Annotated in this window: 17 protein-coding genes; 11 read left to right on the plus strand and 6 right to left on the minus strand. The window is 62.7% G+C overall.

The window, feature by feature from the left end; all coding sequences use genetic code 11:
• The first annotated feature begins 1 nt into the window (after position 1).
• From AC07YV_RS25155 to nahK, 4 genes are all read left to right on the plus strand, one after another.
• Positions 2–808, plus strand: a complete 807-nt coding sequence (locus tag AC07YV_RS25155; protein WP_102701823.1) for a sulfite exporter TauE/SafE family protein — start codon at positions 2–4, stop codon at positions 806–808.
• A 209-nt stretch (positions 809–1,017) separates the two neighbouring features.
• The gene (locus AC07YV_RS25160) at positions 1,018–2,202 is read left to right on the plus strand and encodes a porin (protein ID WP_102701824.1); all 1,185 of its coding nucleotides are present in this window, start codon (positions 1,018–1,020) and stop codon (positions 2,200–2,202) included.
• Positions 2,203–2,475: 273 nt separating this feature from the next.
• The gene (gene nosP / locus AC07YV_RS25165; RefSeq protein ID WP_102701825.1) at positions 2,476–3,633 is read left to right on the plus strand and encodes a nitric oxide-sensing protein NosP; all 1,158 of its coding nucleotides are present in this window, start codon (positions 2,476–2,478) and stop codon (positions 3,631–3,633) included.
• Positions 3,563–6,196: a hybrid sensor histidine kinase/response regulator NahK/ErcS' gene (nahK, locus tag AC07YV_RS25170; protein WP_102701826.1), complete on the plus strand. Its 2,634-nt coding sequence runs from the start codon at positions 3,563–3,565 to the stop codon at positions 6,194–6,196. The genes nosP and nahK overlap by 71 nt, the downstream gene beginning before the upstream one ends.
• Before the next feature lie 98 nt (positions 6,197–6,294).
• On the opposite strand, the gene AC07YV_RS25175 is transcribed toward nahK, so the two are convergent.
• The 6 genes from AC07YV_RS25175 to AC07YV_RS25200 all read right to left on the minus strand — a co-directional run bounded on the left by AC07YV_RS25175 (position 6,295) and on the right by AC07YV_RS25200 (position 11,486).
• Positions 6,295–6,960 (minus strand): response regulator transcription factor, encoded by a 666-nt coding sequence (locus AC07YV_RS25175; RefSeq protein WP_007976602.1) that lies wholly within the window; start codon positions 6,958–6,960, stop codon positions 6,295–6,297.
• A 56-nt stretch (positions 6,961–7,016) separates the two neighbouring features.
• Positions 7,017–7,574, minus strand: coding sequence for a PQQ-dependent catabolism-associated CXXCW motif protein (locus tag AC07YV_RS25180; protein WP_102701827.1), 558 nt, complete (start codon positions 7,572–7,574; stop codon positions 7,017–7,019).
• A 221-nt stretch (positions 7,575–7,795) separates the two neighbouring features.
• The gene (locus AC07YV_RS25185; protein ID WP_102701828.1) at positions 7,796–8,587 is read right to left on the minus strand and encodes an ABC transporter permease; all 792 of its coding nucleotides are present in this window, start codon (positions 8,585–8,587) and stop codon (positions 7,796–7,798) included.
• Positions 8,584–9,315 (minus strand): ABC transporter ATP-binding protein, encoded by a 732-nt coding sequence (locus tag AC07YV_RS25190; protein WP_095967638.1) that lies wholly within the window; start codon positions 9,313–9,315, stop codon positions 8,584–8,586. The genes AC07YV_RS25185 and AC07YV_RS25190 overlap by 4 nt, the downstream gene beginning before the upstream one ends.
• Positions 9,312–10,271 (minus strand): YVTN family beta-propeller repeat protein, encoded by a 960-nt coding sequence (locus AC07YV_RS25195; protein ID WP_102701829.1) that lies wholly within the window; start codon positions 10,269–10,271, stop codon positions 9,312–9,314. The genes AC07YV_RS25190 and AC07YV_RS25195 overlap by 4 nt, the downstream gene beginning before the upstream one ends.
• A 30-nt stretch (positions 10,272–10,301) precedes the next feature.
• On the minus strand, positions 10,302–11,486 hold the full coding sequence (locus AC07YV_RS25200) for an ABC transporter substrate-binding protein (protein WP_102701830.1): 1,185 nt from the start codon (positions 11,484–11,486) through the stop codon (positions 10,302–10,304).
• A 157-nt stretch (positions 11,487–11,643) separates the two neighbouring features.
• On the opposite strand from AC07YV_RS25200, the gene AC07YV_RS25205 reads away from it, so the two are divergent.
• The 7 genes from AC07YV_RS25205 (at position 11,644) to exaC (ending at position 18,733) form a co-directional block, all read left to right on the plus strand.
• Positions 11,644–11,808, plus strand: a complete 165-nt coding sequence (locus tag AC07YV_RS25205) for a hypothetical protein (protein WP_167399490.1) — start codon at positions 11,644–11,646, stop codon at positions 11,806–11,808.
• 56 nt (positions 11,809–11,864) lie between these two features.
• Positions 11,865–12,326 (plus strand): cytochrome c-550 PedF, encoded by a 462-nt coding sequence (pedF, locus tag AC07YV_RS25210; RefSeq protein WP_102701831.1) that lies wholly within the window; start codon positions 11,865–11,867, stop codon positions 12,324–12,326.
• A gap of 3 nt (positions 12,327–12,329) precedes the next feature.
• Positions 12,330–13,205 carry a substrate-binding periplasmic protein gene (locus AC07YV_RS25215; protein ID WP_102701832.1) on the plus strand — a complete coding sequence of 292 codons (876 nt, stop codon included), beginning with the start codon at positions 12,330–12,332 and terminating at the stop codon, positions 13,203–13,205.
• Positions 13,206–13,215: 10 nt separating this feature from the next.
• Positions 13,216–13,977 carry a quinoprotein dehydrogenase-associated SoxYZ-like carrier gene (locus tag AC07YV_RS25220; protein ID WP_102701833.1) on the plus strand — a complete coding sequence of 254 codons (762 nt, stop codon included), beginning with the start codon at positions 13,216–13,218 and terminating at the stop codon, positions 13,975–13,977.
• Between the two features lie 16 nt (positions 13,978–13,993).
• Entirely contained in the window at positions 13,994–14,932 is a 939-nt protein-coding gene (locus AC07YV_RS25225) for a quinoprotein relay system zinc metallohydrolase 1 (protein ID WP_102701834.1), read from the plus strand.
• Positions 14,933–15,206: 274 nt separating this feature from the next.
• Entirely contained in the window at positions 15,207–16,982 is a 1,776-nt protein-coding gene (locus AC07YV_RS25230) for a PQQ-dependent methanol/ethanol family dehydrogenase (protein ID WP_102701835.1), read from the plus strand.
• A 230-nt stretch (positions 16,983–17,212) separates the two neighbouring features.
• Entirely contained in the window at positions 17,213–18,733 is a 1,521-nt protein-coding gene (gene exaC / locus AC07YV_RS25235; protein ID WP_102701836.1) for an acetaldehyde dehydrogenase ExaC, read from the plus strand.
• The last annotated feature ends 84 nt before the right edge of the window (positions 18,734–18,817 follow it).

The following is an 18,817-nucleotide window of genomic DNA, read 5'->3' on the forward strand; positions in this document are numbered from 1 at the left end:
TATGTTGCTGGCAAGTCTGTTTGGCGTGGTGATGGGGTTGGTATTGGGGTTGACTGGAGCGGGCGGCGGGATTCTCGCGGTGCCGGCCCTGGTACTGGGATTGGGCTGGAGCATGACCCAGGCCGCTCCGGTGGCGTTGTTTGCGGTGGGCAGTGCGGCGGCGGTCGGCGCCATCGATGGATTGCGCCATGGCCTGGTGCGGTATCGCGCGGCGTTGCTGATCGCCGCGCTCGGTGCGGTGTTTTCGCCGGTGGGCATTTATTTCGCCCATCAGTTGCCGGAAAAAATCCTGATGATCCTGTTCAGCCTGCTGATGGTCATGGTGGCCTGGCGGATGTTGCGTCGTGAACGCAAGGACGAAGGCCCGAGCGACCACGGGCACGCCAACTGGGGCCAGAAAAACTGCATGCTCGATCAACAGACCGGGCGCTTTTCCTGGACCGCCAAATGCACCGCGACCCTCGCCGCGCTCGGAGCGGTCACGGGTGTGGTCTCGGGGTTGCTGGGGGTGGGCGGCGGCTTCCTGATTGTCCCGGCATTCAAGCAACTGACCGATGTGCAAATGCGCGGAATCATCGCCACGTCGCTGATGGTGATCAGCCTGATTTCGGCCATCGGGGTGATCGGCGCGTTCCATGCCGGCGTGCGCATCGACAGCGTGGGCGCCACCTTCATTGGCGCGAGCATCATCGGCATGATCATCGGCCGCAAGCTCTGCGCCCGGGTGCCGGCGCGGGCGTTGCAGATCGGGTTCGCCAGCATCTGCGTGGTGGTCGCCGCCTACATGTTGCTCAAGGCCAACGCCTAGCCGGTAGCGGTTCCTGTGGATGCCAGTCGGGTCCACAGGCCTACGCCCTAAGTGGCGAGCCTCGCTGACGAGCGGTCTTACGCCATAGCGGTCACGCGCCGCCAGCCAATCCAAAGCACCTCAAAACCAGCCCCAAGGCAGCGTATGGCGCCGCCCGTCAGGTTTCGATAATCGCCTCCGACACTCAGTCCCCCGTTTCGGAGCGCGCCATGCACAACAATAAGAACGTCACGCATCGTTTTCTGCCAGCCTTTATCGCCAGCCTGTCTGCCCTGGGCCTGAGCCAGATGGCTGAGGCGGATATCATGCTGTACGACAAGGACCAGACCACGTTCTCCACCGACGGCTACATCAACGCCTTCTACGTAAACAGCGATGTCGACCGCGCAGGCGATCAGTACGACCGTCGGCAGTCACGGGTCAAGATGGGCTTTTTGCCCAACTACCTGGGGTTCAACATGGGCAAGCAGGTAGACGATCTCAAGCTCGGCGCCCGTGCCTCGTTCTGGGTCACCATCAACGACAGCCAAACCAACGGCACTGACACCGCCATCGATGTGCGGCAGTTCTTCGGCACCGTGGCCAACCCGGAGTGGGGCGAGGTGCTGATCGGCAAGGACTTCGGCTTGTTCGCCCGTTCCAACATCCTGCTCGACGAAATGCTCGCCGGTTACGGCCAGGTCAGCGATACGTTGGGGCTGGTGGATGGCGGCGGGGTATCGTTCGGCAACATCGGCACCGGTTACCCGTATCCGTTCCCGACCTCGCAGATCACCTATCGCACGCCGGTGATGGACGGTCTGCGCGTGGCGGTCGGCATCATGGACCCGGTGGACACCAACGACAGCAGCCCGACGGGCAAGGCCTATCAGGAAAACCCGCGTACCGAGAGCGAAGTCACCTATCAGTTCGACCTGGCCGGGGCAAAGATCTACAGCTGGGTCAACGGCAGCTACCAGACCTCGGACAACACCGATTCCACGGTCGAGACCGTCACCTCCAAGGGGGTCGGTTATGGCGTGCAGGCGAAGATGGGCGGCTTGTCCCTCACCGGGTCCGGTTTCCAGGCCAAGGGCATCAACCCGTTTTTCACCAACAATGCCGGCGAGCCGACCCTGCGCAACGTCGACAGCGACGGCTACCTGATGCAGGGCTCCTACAAACTGGGCAAGAACCGCCTGGCCTTGTCCTACGGCAAGACCAATGACGACGGCAACGGCGTGGTCGGCAGCGGTGCGGATTACGAGACCCGCGGCATCGCGTTGTTCCATGACGTGAACGACAACCTCAAGCTGGTGGCCGAGTACAACCAGTTCGAAATCAACGGCCACGACACCGACGAGCAGAACGAAGACACCGACACCTTTGCCGTGGGCGCGGTGCTGACCTGGTAGCAGGCTGGAATACAAATAATTGTGGGAGCGAGCTTGCTCGCGATGGCTGGGTGTCAGGCGACATGGATGTTGGCTGTGATGGCCCCATCGCGAGCAAGCTCGCTCCCACAGGGTACCGGGTGTACGCAACACCTGCGGATAACCAAAACTAGTGTGGGAGCTTTATTTGTCTCATCCCATCGAAGCGGCTACCCGCTACCCAAGTAGCATTCGTCACCCCCCAGAGACTTCGTACACTCGTGCCTCATACACACGCACCTGCGGGAGGTAAGGATGCAGCAGAGCGAAGGCGTCGTCAGTGCAATGTCCCAGGCCACCGATGCCCGGCAGGTCGCGCAGGAACTGGCACGACAGTTGTTGCACCCGCACCTGGGGTTCGTGCTGTTCTTCTGTTCCGCCGAATACGACTTGCAGGCGCTGGGCCAGGCCTTGCAGCAAAGCTTTGGCGGCATTCGCCTGGCGGGCTGCACCAGCGCCGGGGAAATCACCCCGCTGGGCTACGGGCGCAATTGCGTGACGGCGGTGGGTTTCGATCACCGGCACTTTTCCATCTCGATCGAGCTGATCGACCAGATGGAGCACTTCAGCCTGATCGACGCCCAGCAAATGGTCGAGCGCCTGGTCAGTGGCTGTCGCAGCAACACCCTGGCCCCGATCAAGGGCAACAGCTTTGCCCTGACCCTGCTCGATGGCCTGTCCAGCCGCGAAGAAATGGTCCTGGCGGCCTTGAGTGCGGCCTTGGGCGACATTCCGCATTTCGGCGGCTCGGCCGGCGACGATAACTACCTGACCCATACCCATGTGTACTTCGATGGCGAGTTCCACAGCGGCGCGGCCGTGGTGGTGCTGGTCAATACCTGGCTGGATTTTGAAGTGTTCACCACCCACCACGTGCTGCCCCGCGCCGAAAAGCTGGTGGTCACCGGGGCCGACAGCACCTTGCGCCGGGTCTTCGAGCTCAATGCGGAGCCTGCCGCCGAGGAGTACGCCCGGCACATCGGCGTGCCGGTGGCGCAGCTCGATCACCGGGTCTTCGCCGCGCACCCGTTGGCGGTGCGGATCAACCAGCAGTACTACGTGCGGGCCATCCAGCAGGTACATCCGGACCTGAGCCTGAGTTTCTACTGCGCCGTGGAAAACGGCATCGTCCTCACCGCCATGACCCCGGGGCCAATGCTGCCGAACCTGCAGCGCCTGTTCGAGGGGTTGCAGGAGCGCCTGGGTGATTTGCTGCTGACCATCGGTTGCGACTGTTTCCTGCGGCGTCTGGAACTCGAGGACGACGGCAGTCTTGATCAGATCGGCTCGTTTTTGCGCGAGCAACGGGTGATGGGTTTCAACACCTATGGAGAACAGTTCAATGGCATGCACATCAACCAGACCTTCACCGGCGTTGCCATTGCCCGTGGCCGTGCCCCAGGACATCGCTGAACTGCAGGCCGAATTGGCCGGGCTGCGCCTGGAAAACCATAAACTGCAGCGCATCAATGGCGCGCTGATCGAACGGGTCGAGTCCGGGGGAACCCGGGGCAACGATCCGTACGCGGCATTCCAGCATTCGGTGGTGCTGGCCGAGCAAGTCCGCGAACGCACCGATGCCCTGAACCAGGCCATGGCCGAACTCAAGGCCGGCAATCATTTGCTCAGCGAAGCCCGCCTGCGCGCGGAAACGGCGCACCAACACCTGATCGATGCCATCGAAAGCATTTCCGACGCCTTCGTGCTGTTCGACGCCGACCAGCGCATCGTGCTGTTCAACAGTCGCTTCAAGGCGTTCTGGAGCAACAGCCGGGTGCGGATCAACGCCGGCATGCGCCTGACCGAGGTCAAGCGGCTGATGATGAACAACGCCCTGTTCACCGAGGAGCCGCGCGGGCATGCCGACGAAAACCTGCTTTACCGCCTGCAGAACGGGCGCTGGCTGCAAGTCAGCGAGCGCCCGACCCAGGAAGGAGGGCGGGTGATCCTGTTCACCGACATCACCGACGTCAAACTCAGCGAAACCGTACGCCGTGAGCAGGCGGTGGCGCAGAAATCGCACCTGTTGCAACGGGCGGTCGACAACCTGTCCCAAGGGGTGGCGATGGTCAGCGCCGAGGGCATCCTGGAGTTGTGGAACCGGCGTTTCCTGGAGTTGAGCGGCCTGGCGCCGGTGGCGGCCCATCGCCCGTTTGCCGAGGTGATCGCCGACAGTGAGCTGAACCTGCTGACCCCGGCCAGTCGCGATGGCAACGGACGACCGGTGCACGAATGCGAGCAGCGCCTGTACGATGGCCGGGTCCTGGAAATCCGCACCCATCCGTTGCCCACCGGCGGTTTCGTCAACACCTTCACCGACATTACCGAGCGCTACCAGCACGCCGAGGCGCTGAGTGAAAGCGAACACTGGATTCGCCTGATCACCGATCACGTGCCGGCATTGATTGCCTACCTCAATGCCGACCTGGTCTACGAGTTCACCAACAAGGTCTACGAAGAGTGGTACTGCTGGCCCCGCGGCGTGATGCTCGGCCAGAGCCTGCGCGAAGTGCACAGCGAACAGCATTACCAGCGGCTGGAGCCCTACGTGGCCAGGGCGCTGGCCGGCGAGAGCGTGACGTTCGAGTTTGCCGAAACCAACGTCAACAACCAGGAGCGCTACATGCTGCGCTCCTATGTGCCCAACCGTCTGGCCAGTGGCGAGGTGGTGGGGATTTTCGTGTTGATCCGCGACATCACCGAACGCCGCCGCACCGCCGAGGCGCTGCATCAGGCGTATCAGAACCTGGAGCTGCGGGTACGCGAGCGCACAGCGGAATTGACCACCCTCAACGACCAGTTGCTGCGCGAGATCGATGAGCGTCGCCTGGTGGAGTCACGCTTGCGCGAGGCCAAGCAGGAAGCCGAGCAGGCCAACCTGTCGAAGACCAAGTTCCTCGCCGCCGTCAGCCATGACCTGCTGCAACCGTTGAATGCCGCGCGCCTGTTTACCAGTGCCTTGCTGGAACGGCGCGAGCCGATGTCCAGCGAGATTCTGGTGCGCAACGTGAGCAATTCCCTGGAAGACGTGGAGAACCTGCTCGGCACCCTGGTGGATATTTCCAAGCTCGATGCGGGGGTGATCAAGGCCGACATTGCGCCGTTCGCCCTCAGTGAACTGCTGGACAACCTGGCCGCCGAATACACCCAGGTGGCGCGCAGTGAAGGCCTGCAATTGCACTTCATTGGCTGTTCGGCGCTGGTGCGCAGTGACATCCAGCTGCTGGCGCGGATTCTGCGCAACCTGCTGAGCAATGCGATTCGCTATACCTACAGTGGTCGCGTGGTGCTCGGTTGCCGGCGGCATCATCAGTGTCTGACGATCGAAGTCTGGGACAGCGGCATGGGCATTGCCGAGCATCGCCTGGAGGAGATTTTCCAGGAGTTCAAGCGCGGTGATGTGCAGCGACCCGATCAGGATCGCGGCCTGGGCCTGGGCCTGGCGATCGTAGAGAAGATTGCCGGCATCCTCGGGCATCCCATTCATGTGCGTTCATGGCCGGGCCGGGGTTCGATGTTTTCGGTCGAAGTGCCCTTGAGCGCCACCGCGCCAAAGCCGCAGCTCGCGTTGCAGATGAGCGAGCCGATGCTCGAGCGCCTGCGGGGGGCGCGGATATGGGTGCTGGACAACGACGCGACCATCTGTGCCGGCATGCGCACCTTGCTGGAGGGGTGGGGGTGTCGGGTGGTGACGGCGCTGTCGGAGGAGGACCTGGCGCGGCAAGTGGACAATTTCAACGCCGAGGCCGACTTGCTGATTGCCGATTATCACCTGGACAACGATCGCAACGGTGTCGACGCTGTGGCGCGCATCAATGCCCGGCGTGCGTCACCGCTCCCGGCGATGATGATCACGGCCAACTACAGCAATGAACTCAAGCAGCAGATCCGCGAACTGGGCCACACCCTGATGCACAAGCCGGTGCGGCCGATGAAGCTGAAGACGGCGATGAGTCATTTGCTTGGCCGACCTTGAAATCTTCGGTGAATGTGAAGTCCTTTTCGTGAGCAGGGGCAGCACCGTGCCTGTGGGAGCGAGCCTGCTCGCGAAGGGCGCGCCGCGGTCTTGCCGACTCAACGCCGCAGATAAGACCCGAAATCAATATCCCCGGCACTCAGGATCGCCTGCACCCGGTTGTGCACGTTGAGCTTGCGCAGGATCGCCGAGACGTGGGCCTTGACCGTGGTCTCGGCGATTTCCAGGGTGTAGGCGATCTGCTTGTTCGATTCGCCCTTGGTCATGCGTTCCAGCACCTGCAGTTGCTTGCGGGTCAGGGCCTGGAGCAGTTCGGGCGGGAAGCTCGGGGTGTCGTTCATCCGCCGGTGGGTGCTGCTTTTGGCGGTGCGGATGATGTCCGGGGGCAGGTAGACATTGCCATTGAGAATCTGCTGGATGGCATCGGTCATCTGGGCACGGGGTGAAGACTTGGTGATGAAACCCACGGCGCCGTAGGTGATGGCTTGCAGCACGATCTGTTTGTCCTGTTCGGCGGAGACAATCACCACCGGAATGGTCGGCGCTTCGTTACGCAGGTTGATCAGGCCATTGAGCCCGTGCATGCCGGGCATGTTCAGGTCGAGCAGGATCAGGTCCAGGTCGTCGTGTTCCTGGGTCAGGGCCAGGGCACTGTCCAGGTCGGCGGTTTCCATCACTTCGCTGCCGGCAAAACCGTCGCTGATGACGTTGTGGATGGCTTCGCGAAACAGCGGGTGATCGTCGGCAATCAGGATTTTGTACATGGCCTTTCACCTCATTATTTTGATTATGGTGTGGCATCGACACGCACGCGTAAAGCTCAGGGAAAGGGTTCGGGCCTGGCTGGCGAAACCGGAAGATTGGCCGCTTGCCAGGCGTCCAGGCCATCGCGATACCAATACAGGGTCTTATAGCCCATGGTGGCTGCGCGCTTGACCGCATTCCAGCTCAACCAGCAGTCGGAGCGGCAATAGAAGACCAGCGGTTGCGTCGGGTCGCCGGCGGTCAGCTTTTTCAGGTTGGCGGCGAAATAGTCCTGCCATTGCGGCGTCAGCTCACCGTCACCGGTATTGGCCAGCCAATGGCTGCCGGGCAGGTTTTCATGGGGCTGGTCTTCGATGAATTGCCCTTGCAGCCACTGACGGCGGTAGACGTCAATCAGCAGCGGACGCGGGGTTTGCTCAAGCAGTAATTGCAGGGCAGGTGTGTCGACGATGGTCGCGCCCGGCAACTGGTTCGGCGTCGGGCTGCGGTACAGGTCGATGCGATAGCCGTCAACTGAGAAGAGCGGGGTATCGGCTTGCGCAACGCCCAGTACGACGCACAGCGACAGGGCGGCGAAAGAAGGGCGCAGTAGACAGTCTCGGGCACGCGGCATGGGTACAGTCCTTATAGTTATGGACCTATTACATGCCAGTCGGGGGGCGTTGGGAATGCGACGATAGACAGGGAAACCAGTACTAAAGTAGTAACTTCCCCCTGCTTAATGAAGAACCCCTGTGGGAGCGAGCTTGCTCGCGATAGCGTTATGTCAGTCAATTCATTTATTGAATGTGCCGCCGCTATCGCGAGCAAGCTCGCTCCCACAGGGGGATGTATTTACCCGGATTTACGCAAGGCCGCATGCTGCGGGTTGAAGGTCAGTACGGCGAGCAACGCGAACAGCAGCGTCAGCCCCGTGCACACCGCCAGCGCCAGCGGATTGAAGCGTTCGTACAGGGCAAAACGCACCAGCTCTACCGCATGGGTGAACGGATTCACCGCGCACAGCCAGTACAGCCATTCGCTGGCTTCGCGCATCTTCCACAGCGGATACAGTGCCGATGACAGGAAAAACAGCGGGAAGATCACGAAATTCATCACCCCGGCAAAGTTCTCCAGCTGGCGGATCGCGTTCGACAGCAACAGGCCCAGTGCGCTGAGCATCAACGCCACCAGCAGCAGCGCCGGCAACGCCAGCAACAGGCCCATGGCCGGTGGCCGCACGCCGTAGACCCAGGCAATCGCCAGGAACGCGTACACCTGCAACAGCGAAATCAGCGACGTGGCCAGCAGCTTGCTGCACAGCAGGAAGGTACGCGGCAGGGGGCTGGTCAACAGCACGCGCATGCTGCCCATCTCGCGGTCGTAGACCATCGACAGAGACCCCTGCATGCCGTTGAACAGCAGGATCATGCAGGCCAGGCCGGGAATGATGTAGACCTCGTAGGGGATGTAGGTGTCGTAGGGTTCGATGATCGCGATCCCCAGCGCTGCGCGAAAACCGGCGGCGAACACCAGCAACCACAGCAACGGCCGCACCAGGGCGCTGAGAAATCGGGTGCGTTGCAGCACAAAGCGCAGCCATTCGCGCAGCACGATACCGCTGAAACATTGCCAGTAAGCGTTCATTGGGCAGCTCCCGATGTAGTCAGGCGGGTGAAGGCCGAACCGAGGTCACCGCCGTGCTCCAGGCTCAGGGCATCGGCCTGCCCGCTGGCCACCAGCCGGCCTTGATGCAGGATCAGCAAGTCATCGCTGGGCTGCACTTCGTCGAGCAGGTGGGTGGTCCAGAGCACGCTGATGTGCTCCTCGCGACACAGGCTGCGGATGTGCTGGTTGAGCGCCAGGCGACTCGCCGGGTCGAGGCCGACACTGGCTTCATCGAGCAGCAACAGGCGCGGCTCATGCAACAGGGCGCGGGCAATTTCCACCCGGCGACGATGGCCGCCATTGAGTTCGCGCACCCGTTCGCGGCGGCGCTCGGTCAGGGCCTGGCGGGCCAGTTCGGCGTCGACCCGAAGGTCGGTCTGGCGCCGGGACAGGCCATGCAATGCCGCGTGATAACGCAGGTTCTGCTCGACGCTGAGGTCCAGGTCCAGGGTGCTTTGCTGGAACACCACGCCCAACTGCCTGAGTGCCGGGCGTGCCGCGCTGCGCAATGAACAGCCACCGACGCGGATCTCGCCGTGCTGCAGATCATAGAGCCGGGTCAGCAGGGCAATCAGGGTCGACTTGCCGGCGCCGTTGGGCCCCAGCAGCGCGGCGAAACGTCCGGGCTCCAGGCTGAAACTCACTTTGCGCAGGGCCTCCCGGGCGCCGTAGGCAAAGCTCAGGTCACTGACTTCAAGGGCGTTCATGGTGTCACCACCACGCCCCAGGGATAGCGCCCGACCTTCACCGATTTGCTGACCTTGAGGCTGTCGACATCGATCACCGAGACATCGCCGCTGACGCCGTTGGTGGCCAGCAACTGCTTCTGATCCGGGGTGAATGCCATCTGCCAGACCCGTCGACCCACCAGCAGGTAATCGAGTATCTCGAAGGTCCTGGCATCGATCACCGCCACATGATTGGCCGGGCCGAGGGCGACGAAGCCGTACTTGCCATCGGCGCTGAGCTTGATGCCGACCGGCTGGACCTTGTCCGGGTGCACGCCCTTGATCTGGAAGTTCAGGGTCTTGAGCACGGTGCGGCTGGCCACATCGAGAATGGTCACGGTGCCGCCGATTTCCGCCGAGGCCCAGAGTTTCGCGCCATCGGGGGAAAATTCGACGAAGCGCGGACGTTGGTCCACCAGGGTGCTGTCGGCCAGGGTCTGGGTGCTGGTGTCGATCCAGTGCAGCATGTTGGTGGTTTCGCTGGTGTTGACCGCCCACTGTCCGTCAGGGCTGACGGCCATGCCCTCGGGCTCGACGCCGACATCGATCTGGCCGAGCACCTTGGAGGTCTCGGTGTCGATCACCGTGACCAGCGCATCGTCTTCGTTGGAGACGTACAACCAGCGATTGTTCGGGTGCAGGGCGAATTGCTCGGGGTCTTTGCCCGAGGGCAGTTCCTTGATGATCTTGCGTGTGGCCACGTCCATCACCTGGACCCGGTCCGAGTCGCTGGCGCAGATGTACAACAGCTTGTTGTCGTGGGACAGCAGCAGGCCGCGGGGGCGCTGGCCGACGGGCAGGGTGTCGGTGACTTGCAGGGTCTGCAGGTCGATCAGGCTCAGGCTGTTGTCCTTTTCGTTGGAGACCCAGGCGGTGCTGGCAACGGCATGGCCAGCGGCGAGCAGCAAGGTGCACGAGAGCAGGGTGCGGCGCATGGCGGATTCCTTGTTGTTGTGATGTTCGGATCAGGGAAAGCGGCAGCTGACTTCGGGTTTGTCGTAGCCCAGGCTGTCCATCTCGTTGAACGGGTGCAGAAAGCCCTCCTGGGGGGAGGTGCTGACCAGCGCCCGGGGCTGGACGATGAGAATCGGCTGGCGCAACTGGCCGTTCCATGGCCGGTAGCTGAGCTTGCGACCCTTGAAACCATCGAGGGGCAACTGGTCGCTGATTTCAAGCGTGCGGATCGCCATCGGCTCGGCCTGGCGCAATTTGCTCACGGCGCTGGCGATGCTGCGCACGGCCATCCAGGCGGCGAAATCGCGGTCATTCATCCAGCGCCCGGTCAGGGCTTCAAAGCGTTTTTGCAACTGTGCGGCGCCGTAGGTTTCCACGGTCTTGTGCCAGCCCACCGGGGTCAGGCCCTGGGTGCCGGCGACCGGGCGCGGGTACCAGGTCTGGTAGGGCACGTATTCACCGAAGTCGCCGCGTTCATCGGCCACCAGTACCACGTCGTACTCGGTGGTCTGGGTGAACAGCGGCATATCCGCCTGGGCGCTGCGGCGTTGGTCGTTATCGAAGCTCCAGGGTTTTTCCGCCACCAGTTGCAAGCCAAAGCGCTTGGCCCCGCGGCGCAGGGCGGCGGCATAGGCTTGATCGTCCGGGGTCGGGCCGACGATCAGCAGCGCCCGTTGCCATTTGCGCAACACCAGAAACTGCGCCAGCGCATCGGCGAGCATCGCCCGGCTCGGCAAGGTGTGCAGCACGTTCGGCAGGCAAGCGGTGGTGCGCAGGCTGTCATCGGCACTGCCGGCGTTGAACAGCAAACTGTCGGGCAGTGCCGCACTCAATTGGCGCAGGCTGGTCGCGGGGGCATTCACCACAAACAGGCGCAGGCCTTGTTCGTGCTGAGCCTTCGCCGCTTCGAGCAAGGCTTCGGGGCTGTCGACGCTGGCGCTAACCAGGCTGTAGCCGTGGTTGAGAAAACGCCCGGTGCTGTTGCTGTCGGTGATCGCCAGTTCGGCACCGCGCAGCCCGGCATCGGTGGGTTCGGGGATGACGTTGGACAGCAATGGGCCGGGGTCGGGGCGATAACCCAGGTAGCCGATCCGCACCTGCAAAGGGGCATCGGCGGCCTGGCTTTGGGTGGCCAGGCCGGCGGCGCAGGCAATCGCCAGCAGGTAGATCAGGGCGTAAGGGGCAAGCTGGCGCATAAGGCTCTCCATGACCGTTAGCGCCAGCATAGGAAGCCTGAGGGGCAGTGAAAATATGCAGAAAGTACCGAAGGGCCAGTACCAAGGTAGTAGCCCGCCACACACGGCGCGGTTCTAGCATGGGCAACTACGGCCATTGATCTGGAGGGGATTGACCATGCGTATCGTCAAAGCACTGCTCCTGCCGTTTCTGCTGATCCTGACCCTGATCGGCGTCGACCGGCTCCAGGGCCCGCGTCCCGTGTCCAACGATCGCCTTACGACCAAGGGAGTAGGTGGCGACCACCAAAGCAGCATGGGGTCTGGGCGCAGGGCTTTCTAAGATGGCTGCCATAGCCTCTGCCAAGAGGTTTTGCGTGCAATCCAGAGGGCATGACAATGACAACAAAACGCAACGCCTTGCTCGTGACCGGCCTATTGGCCAGTTTGATCGGCGCAGGTTCCGTCTGGGCCCACGGCAACGTGGTGCCACAGGCCGTCGCCACCCAGGGCCTGACCCCGATAAAAGATACCGGTGTGCAGCTCGATGCCGATGGCTGGGCCGCGGTGAACCCGTATCGCACCGCTCCGGAACACGACAAGGCAGTGGAAATCGGCGCTTCGGCCTATACCCAGAACTGCGCGGCCTGTCATGGCCTGGAGGCCAAGTCCGGCGGTATCGCCCCCGACCTGCGCATGCTCGATGTCGCAGAGGCGGGCGATGAATGGTTCGTCGAACGGGTGCGCCATGGCGCGGTGCGCGACGGTCGCGTGTACATGCCGAAGATGGCCGACTACCTGAGCCAGGAAGCCCTGTGGGCGGTGCGCACTTATCTGGACACTGTGCACGTCGAGGAGTGACCCATGCGCCTGTTCGCGGTGTTGATCAGCGCGCTGTGGCTGTGCTGCCAGGCGGCGCAGGCGCAGGTTCGCAACTACGATGAAATGATCGCCGCCGGGGAGTTGAAGGTGGCGGTCTACAAGGACTTCGCCCCCTACAGCTTTGAGCGCGCCGGCAAACCCCAGGGTGTCGATGTCGAGCTGGCCGAAGCCCTGGCCAAGGCGCTCGGCGTGCGCCTGACGCTGATCTGGGCGCCGGCGGGGGAAAAGCTCGACGACGACCTGCGCGATTACATCTGGCGTGCCAGTGCCTTGCACAACCAGCAACTGGCCGACCTGATGATGCGCGTGCCCTACGACCACGACTACGCGCAGAAGCGCAACGAGCTCGGTGAACTGGTCAACGGCCATGTGGTGATGTTCGGTCCGTACCAGAACGAACAATGGCAGGTGGCCTATGACCGCCGAAGGCTGGACAAGGTCGCCAGCGTCGCGGTGTTCGAGCAGCACCCGATTGGTGTCGAAGTCGACAGCGTGCCGTCGTTCTACCTGACCTCGGTGTTCAACGGCATGCTCGCCGGCAAGACCCATCACTATCCGGGCGTGCCCCAGGCGTTTGCCGCGATGAAGGCCGGTGAGGTCGACGCGGTGATGGCCATGCGCGGCGAAATCGACTGGCAAGTGCACGAAGCGGCCGACCCGCAGCTGGCGCTGGCAGAAAACGCCTACCCGAACATGGGCAAGCAGCTCTGGGAAATCGGCATGGCGGTGCACGAAAGCAACCGGCAACTGGCCTATGCCGTGGAAGAGGCGCTCGAAGGCCTGATCCGCGAGGGTACGGTGAAGACCATCTACGGCCATTACGGCCTGCGTTACGACGCGCCTGAGATGTATCAATAAGGAGCAGGCGATGAAATGGCGAGGGAGTTGTCTGTTGGCCTGCTGGTTGAGCCTGGCGGCACAGGCTGGCGCGATCGATCCCGGCAAAGACCCGGTGCCATCGGTGATGTGGGCTTTCTATCACCAGCAGTTTCTGGGCAATGCGCCGTTCGTTTTCGATGAACGGGTCAAGCTGCTGGCGCCGCCGTTTGCCGAAGACGCCCGGCAGGTGCCGCTGGAAATCGACGCCCGGGCGTTCAAGGGCGAGGTGGTGAGAATCCTCGCCTGGGCAGAACTGAATCCGTTGCCGAAAATCGTCGACTTCCAGCCGCTGGATTCGGTTTTGCCCTGGCTGTCGTTGCGCATTCGCATCGAACAGGCCACGCCCCTGCGCGCGGCGGTGTTGACCCGCGACGGGCTGTGGCATGTCGGCTCGACCCTGATTGACGCCGCAGGTGGCGGTTGCACCGCGCCGAGTGTGGTGCGCACCCAGCCGGGCTGGGAGGAACACATCGGCGAAGTGCTCGGCGGGCGCTATCCCCGGGACGGATTCAGCCGTTTGCGTATGCAGGTGGCCCATCCCATGGACAACGGCATGGTCAGCGGCATTCCGGAATTCTTCATCAACCATGCCGAGCTGCGTGACCACAACCAACACGTGCTGGCCCGGCTGGAGCTGTTTCCGGCGGTCAGCGAAAACCCCAACCTGGCCTTTGACATCGAGGGGGCAGGGCAAACGCGTCTGTTGCTACGGGACAACAGCGGCAATGAGTTCGATGCATCGATCCCCTGACCCCAAGGAGCGTGGCATGCGCTGGATCCTGTTGATGGTGTTAAGCGTCAGTCTGCCGGCCCTGGCCGATCTCGACTACTCACTCAAGCCCCGGCAGATCGCCCGGGACACCTGGCTGCTGGAAGGCAGCCCCGATAATTTCGCCAAGGCCAATGGCGGCAACATCGTCAACACCGCGTTTATCGTCACTGAACGCGGTGTGGTGGTGATCGACACCGGGCCGTCCCGGCGTTACGGCGAAGCGATGCGCAAGGCCATTGCCGCCACCACCGACAAACCGGTGATCGAGGTCCTGCTGACCCATCACCACCCGGACCATGTGCTGGGCAATCAGGCCTTCACCGACGTGCCGATCGGCGCCCTGGCCGGCACCACCGAGCTGTTGCACCGGCAAGGCGATGCCATGGCCGAGAATATGTACCGGATGGTCGGCGACTGGATGCGTGGCACCGAAGTGGTGTTGCCGACGCAGACGCTGACACCCGGCGTGAAAAGTTTTGGGAATCACGATCTGCGTCTGCTGAGCCTGGGTGGGCATACGGGCGCGGATCTGGCTATTCTCGACCAGCAAACCGGCGTGCTGTATGCCGGGGACCTGGTGTTTTATCAGCGGGCGCTGACCACGCCCAACAGTCCGGGGTTGTCAGTGTGGCTGGCGGACATCGCGACCCTGCAAGGTTTGCCCTGGACGCAGGTCGTGCCGGGCCATGGGCCGGTGTCGAGCGACCCACAACCCTTCGAGCAGATGCGCGATTACCTGACCTGGCTCGATCAGCTCATGCGCGACGGCGCGGCCAATGGCAGTGATATGGCCGAGATGATCCGCAGCCCCATCCCCGAACGCTTCGCCGGGATCAACCTGAGCCGTTATGAACTGATCCGCAGCGTCAGTCATCTGTATCCGCGCTATGAGCGCGAGCGGATGACGCGGGTGGATTCCCCCGCAAACAACTGACCCACCCCGATCCAATGTGGGAGCGGGCTTGCTCGCGAAGGCGGAGTGTCAGGCAACAACGATGTTGAATGTGCCGGCCTCTTCGCGAGCAAGCCCGCTCCCACAGGGGGGGCTGTGTCGGGTACAAAATCGCTGCTCATCTCCTCCCACCCTGTACCAAGGAACTAGCAATCTCCTCATTGCGGGCAATTGTTGCCAGGGCGGTGGCGCCCAAGAATCTGCACCAGACCGGGAAAATTTCCGGACATAACAAAAATCCGCAGAGGAAGCCGTCATGACTCAACCCGCACGTCGCCAGCCCTTCGTCCTGAGCCTGCTGCTCAGTGCCATGCTGTTGTCCGGCCAGGCATTGGCCGGGGTTTCCGACCAGGACATTCTCCAGGACCCGAAGAACCCGGAACAGGTCGTGACCAACGGCCTTGGCGTTCAAGGGCAGCGCTACAGCCCGCTGGATATCCTCAACGTCGACAACGTCAAGGAGCTGCGCCCGGCCTGGGCGTTTTCCTTCGGCGGTGAAAAACAGCGGGGCCAGCAAGCGCAGCCGATGGTCAAGGACGGCGTGATGTACATGACCGGTTCCTACTCCCGGGTCTTCGCCGTGGATGCGCGTACCGGCAAGAAGCTCTGGCAATACGATGCGCGTCTGCCCGATGACATCCGCCCTTGCTGCGACGTGATCAACCGTGGCGTCGCGCTGTATGGCGACCTGGTGATCTTCGGCACCCTCGACGCCAAGCTCGTGGCGCTGAACAAGGACACCGGCAAGGTGGTGTGGAGCAAGAAAGTCGCCGACCACAAGGAAGGCTACTCGATCAGTGCCGCGCCGCTGGTGATCAATGGCAAGCTGATTACCGGCGTGGCCGGTGGCGAGTTCGGGGTGGTGGGCAAGATCGAGGCCTACGATCCGAAAAACGGTGATCTGCTGTGGACCCGGCCGACGGTCGAAGGCCATATGGGCTATGTCTACAAGGACGGCAAAGCCGTGGAGAACGGCATCTCCGGCGGCGAGGCGGGCAAGACCTGGCCGGGCGATCTGTGGAAAACCGGCGGTGCAGCCCCTTGGCTTGGCGGCTATTACGATCCGGAAACCAACCTGCTGCTGTTCGGTACCGGCAACCCGGCGCCTTGGAACTCGCACCTGCGCCCTGGCGACAACCTCTACTCCTCGTCGCGCCTGGCGCTCAACCCGGACGACGGCACCATCAAATGGCACTTCCAGAGCACGCCCCACGACGGTTGGGACTACGACGGCGTGAACGAGCTGGTGTCGTTCAACTACAACGAAGGCGGCAAGGAGATCAAGGCAGCGGCCACGGCTGACCGTAACGGTTTCTTCTACGTGCTGGATCGCACCAACGGCAAATTCATCCGTGGCTTCCCGTTCGTGGACAAGATCACCTGGGCCACCGGCCTGGATAAGGACGGCCGGCCGATCTACAACGAAGCCAGCCGTCCCGGCGCCCCGGGTTCGGAAGTCAAGGGCAGCTCGGTGTTCGTGGCGCCGGCGTTCCTCGGTGCGAAAAACTGGATGCCGATGGCCTACAACCGGGACACCGGGTTGTTCTATGTGCCGTCCAACGAATGGGGCATGGACATCTGGAACGAAGGCATCGCGTACAAGAAAGGCGCGGCATTCCTCGGCGCCGGCTTCACCATCAAGCCGTTGAACGAAGACTACATCGGCGTGCTGCGGGCCATCGATCCGAAAACCGGCAAGGAAGTCTGGCGCCACAAGAACTACGCGCCGCTGTGGGGCGGGGTGCTGACCACCAAGGGCAACCTGGTGTTCACCGGCACGCCTGAAGGCTTCCTGCAGGCGTTCAACGCCAAGACCGGCGAAAAGGTCTGGGAATTCCAGACCGGCTCCGGCGTGCTCGGCTCGCCCGTGACCTGGGAAATGGACGGCGAACAGTACGTCTCGGTGCTCTCCGGCTGGGGCGGCGCGGTACCGCTGTGGGGCGGCGAAGTGGCCAAGCGGGTGAAGGACTTCAACCAGGGTGGCATGCTCTGGACCTTCAAGCTGCCCAAGGATCTTGTCGCCAAACACTGATCCCTTGTGGGAGCGGGCTTGCTCGCGAATGCGGTGTGTCATTCAGCAACTTTGTGGCTGACACGACGCCTTCGCGAGCAAGCCCGCTCCCACATTAATTCGTGTGAAACCTACGACCAAATAACGAGAGACCCTCCTGCCAACGACGCATTCGTCTGGCACGCGGGGCTCTCTAGTATCGGCTCATCGCCTGTCAGTACGACAGGCATCGACCCAGACAGAGGCCCACCATGATCTACGCACAACCCGGAACCCCAGGCGCCGTCATTACCTTCAAGCCGCGCTACGGAAACTTCATCGGTGGCGAGTTCGTTGCCCCGATCAATGGCGAGTACTTCACCAACACCTCGCCGGTCAATGGTGAAGTGATCGCCGAGTTCCCGCGCTCCAGCGCCGCCGACATCGACAAGGCCCTCGACGCCGCCCATGCCGCTGCCGACGCCTGGGGCAAGACCTCGGCCCAGGACCGCTCCCTGGTGCTGCTGAAGATCGCCGACCGCATCGAGCAGAACCTTGAGGTCCTGGCCGTCACCGAAACCTGGGACAACGGCAAGGCCGTGCGCGAAACCCTGAACGCCGACGTACCGCTGGCGGCCGACCACTTCCGTTACTTCGCCGGCTGCATCCGTGCCCAGGAAGGCGGGGCTGCCGAGATCAACGAGCTGACCACGGCCTATCACTTCCATGAGCCCTTGGGTGTGGTCGGGCAGATCATTCCGTGGAACTTCCCGCTGCTGATGGCCGCCTGGAAACTCGCCCCGGCGCTCGCCGCCGGCAACTGCATCGTGCTCAAGCCTGCCGAGCAAACGCCGCTGTCGATCATGGTGTTCGCCGAGCTGATCGCTGACCTGCTGCCGGCGGGCGTACTCAACATCGTCCAGGGCTTCGGTCGCGAAGCCGGCGAGGCCCTGGCCACCAGCAAGCGCATCGCCAAGATCGCCTTCACCGGTTCGACCCCGGTGGGCGCGCACATCATGCATTGCGCCGCCGAGAACATCATCCCGAGCACCGTCGAGCTGGGCGGCAAGTCGCCGAACATCTTCTTCGAAGACATCATGAACGCGGAACCGGCGTTCATCGAAAAAGCCGCCGAAGGCCTGGTGCTGGCGTTCTTCAACCAGGGTGAAGTCTGCACCTGTCCGTCCCGGGCGCTGGTGCAGGAGTCGATCTACGAGCCGTTCATGGCCGAGGTGATGAAGAAGATCGCCAGGATCAAGCGCGGCAACCCGCTGGACACCGACACCATGGTCGGCGCCCAGGCGTCCGAGCAGCAATACGACAAGATCCTCTCGTACCTGACCATTGCCCAGGAGGAGGGCGCCGAGCTGCTCACCGGCGGCGCGGCCGAACGCCTGGAGGGGGACCTGTCCAGCGGTTACTACATCCAGCCGACCCTGCTCAAGGGCCACAACAAGATGCGCGTGTTCCAGGAAGAAATCTTCGGTCCGGTGGTGGGTGTCACCACCTTCAAGGACGAAGCCGAAGCCCTGGCGATTGCCAACGACAGCGAGTTCGGCCTCGGCGCCGGCCTGTGGACCCGCGACATCAACCGCGCCTACCGCATGGGCCGGGCGATCAAGGCCGGGCGCGTATGGACCAATTGCTACCACCTGTACCCGGCGCACGCCGCGTTCGGCGGCTACAAGAAGTCCGGCGTTGGCCGGGAAAACCACAAGATGATGCTTGATCACTATCAGCAGACGAAAAACCTGCTGGTGAGCTACGACATCAATCCGCTGGGGTTCTTCTAACCCACTGAATGCACACAATCCCTGTAGGAGCTGCCGAAGGCTGCGATCTTTTGATTGTGAATTCCAAGATCAAAAGATCGCAGC

Source organism: Pseudomonas sp. GW456-E7 (assembly GCF_059424105.1).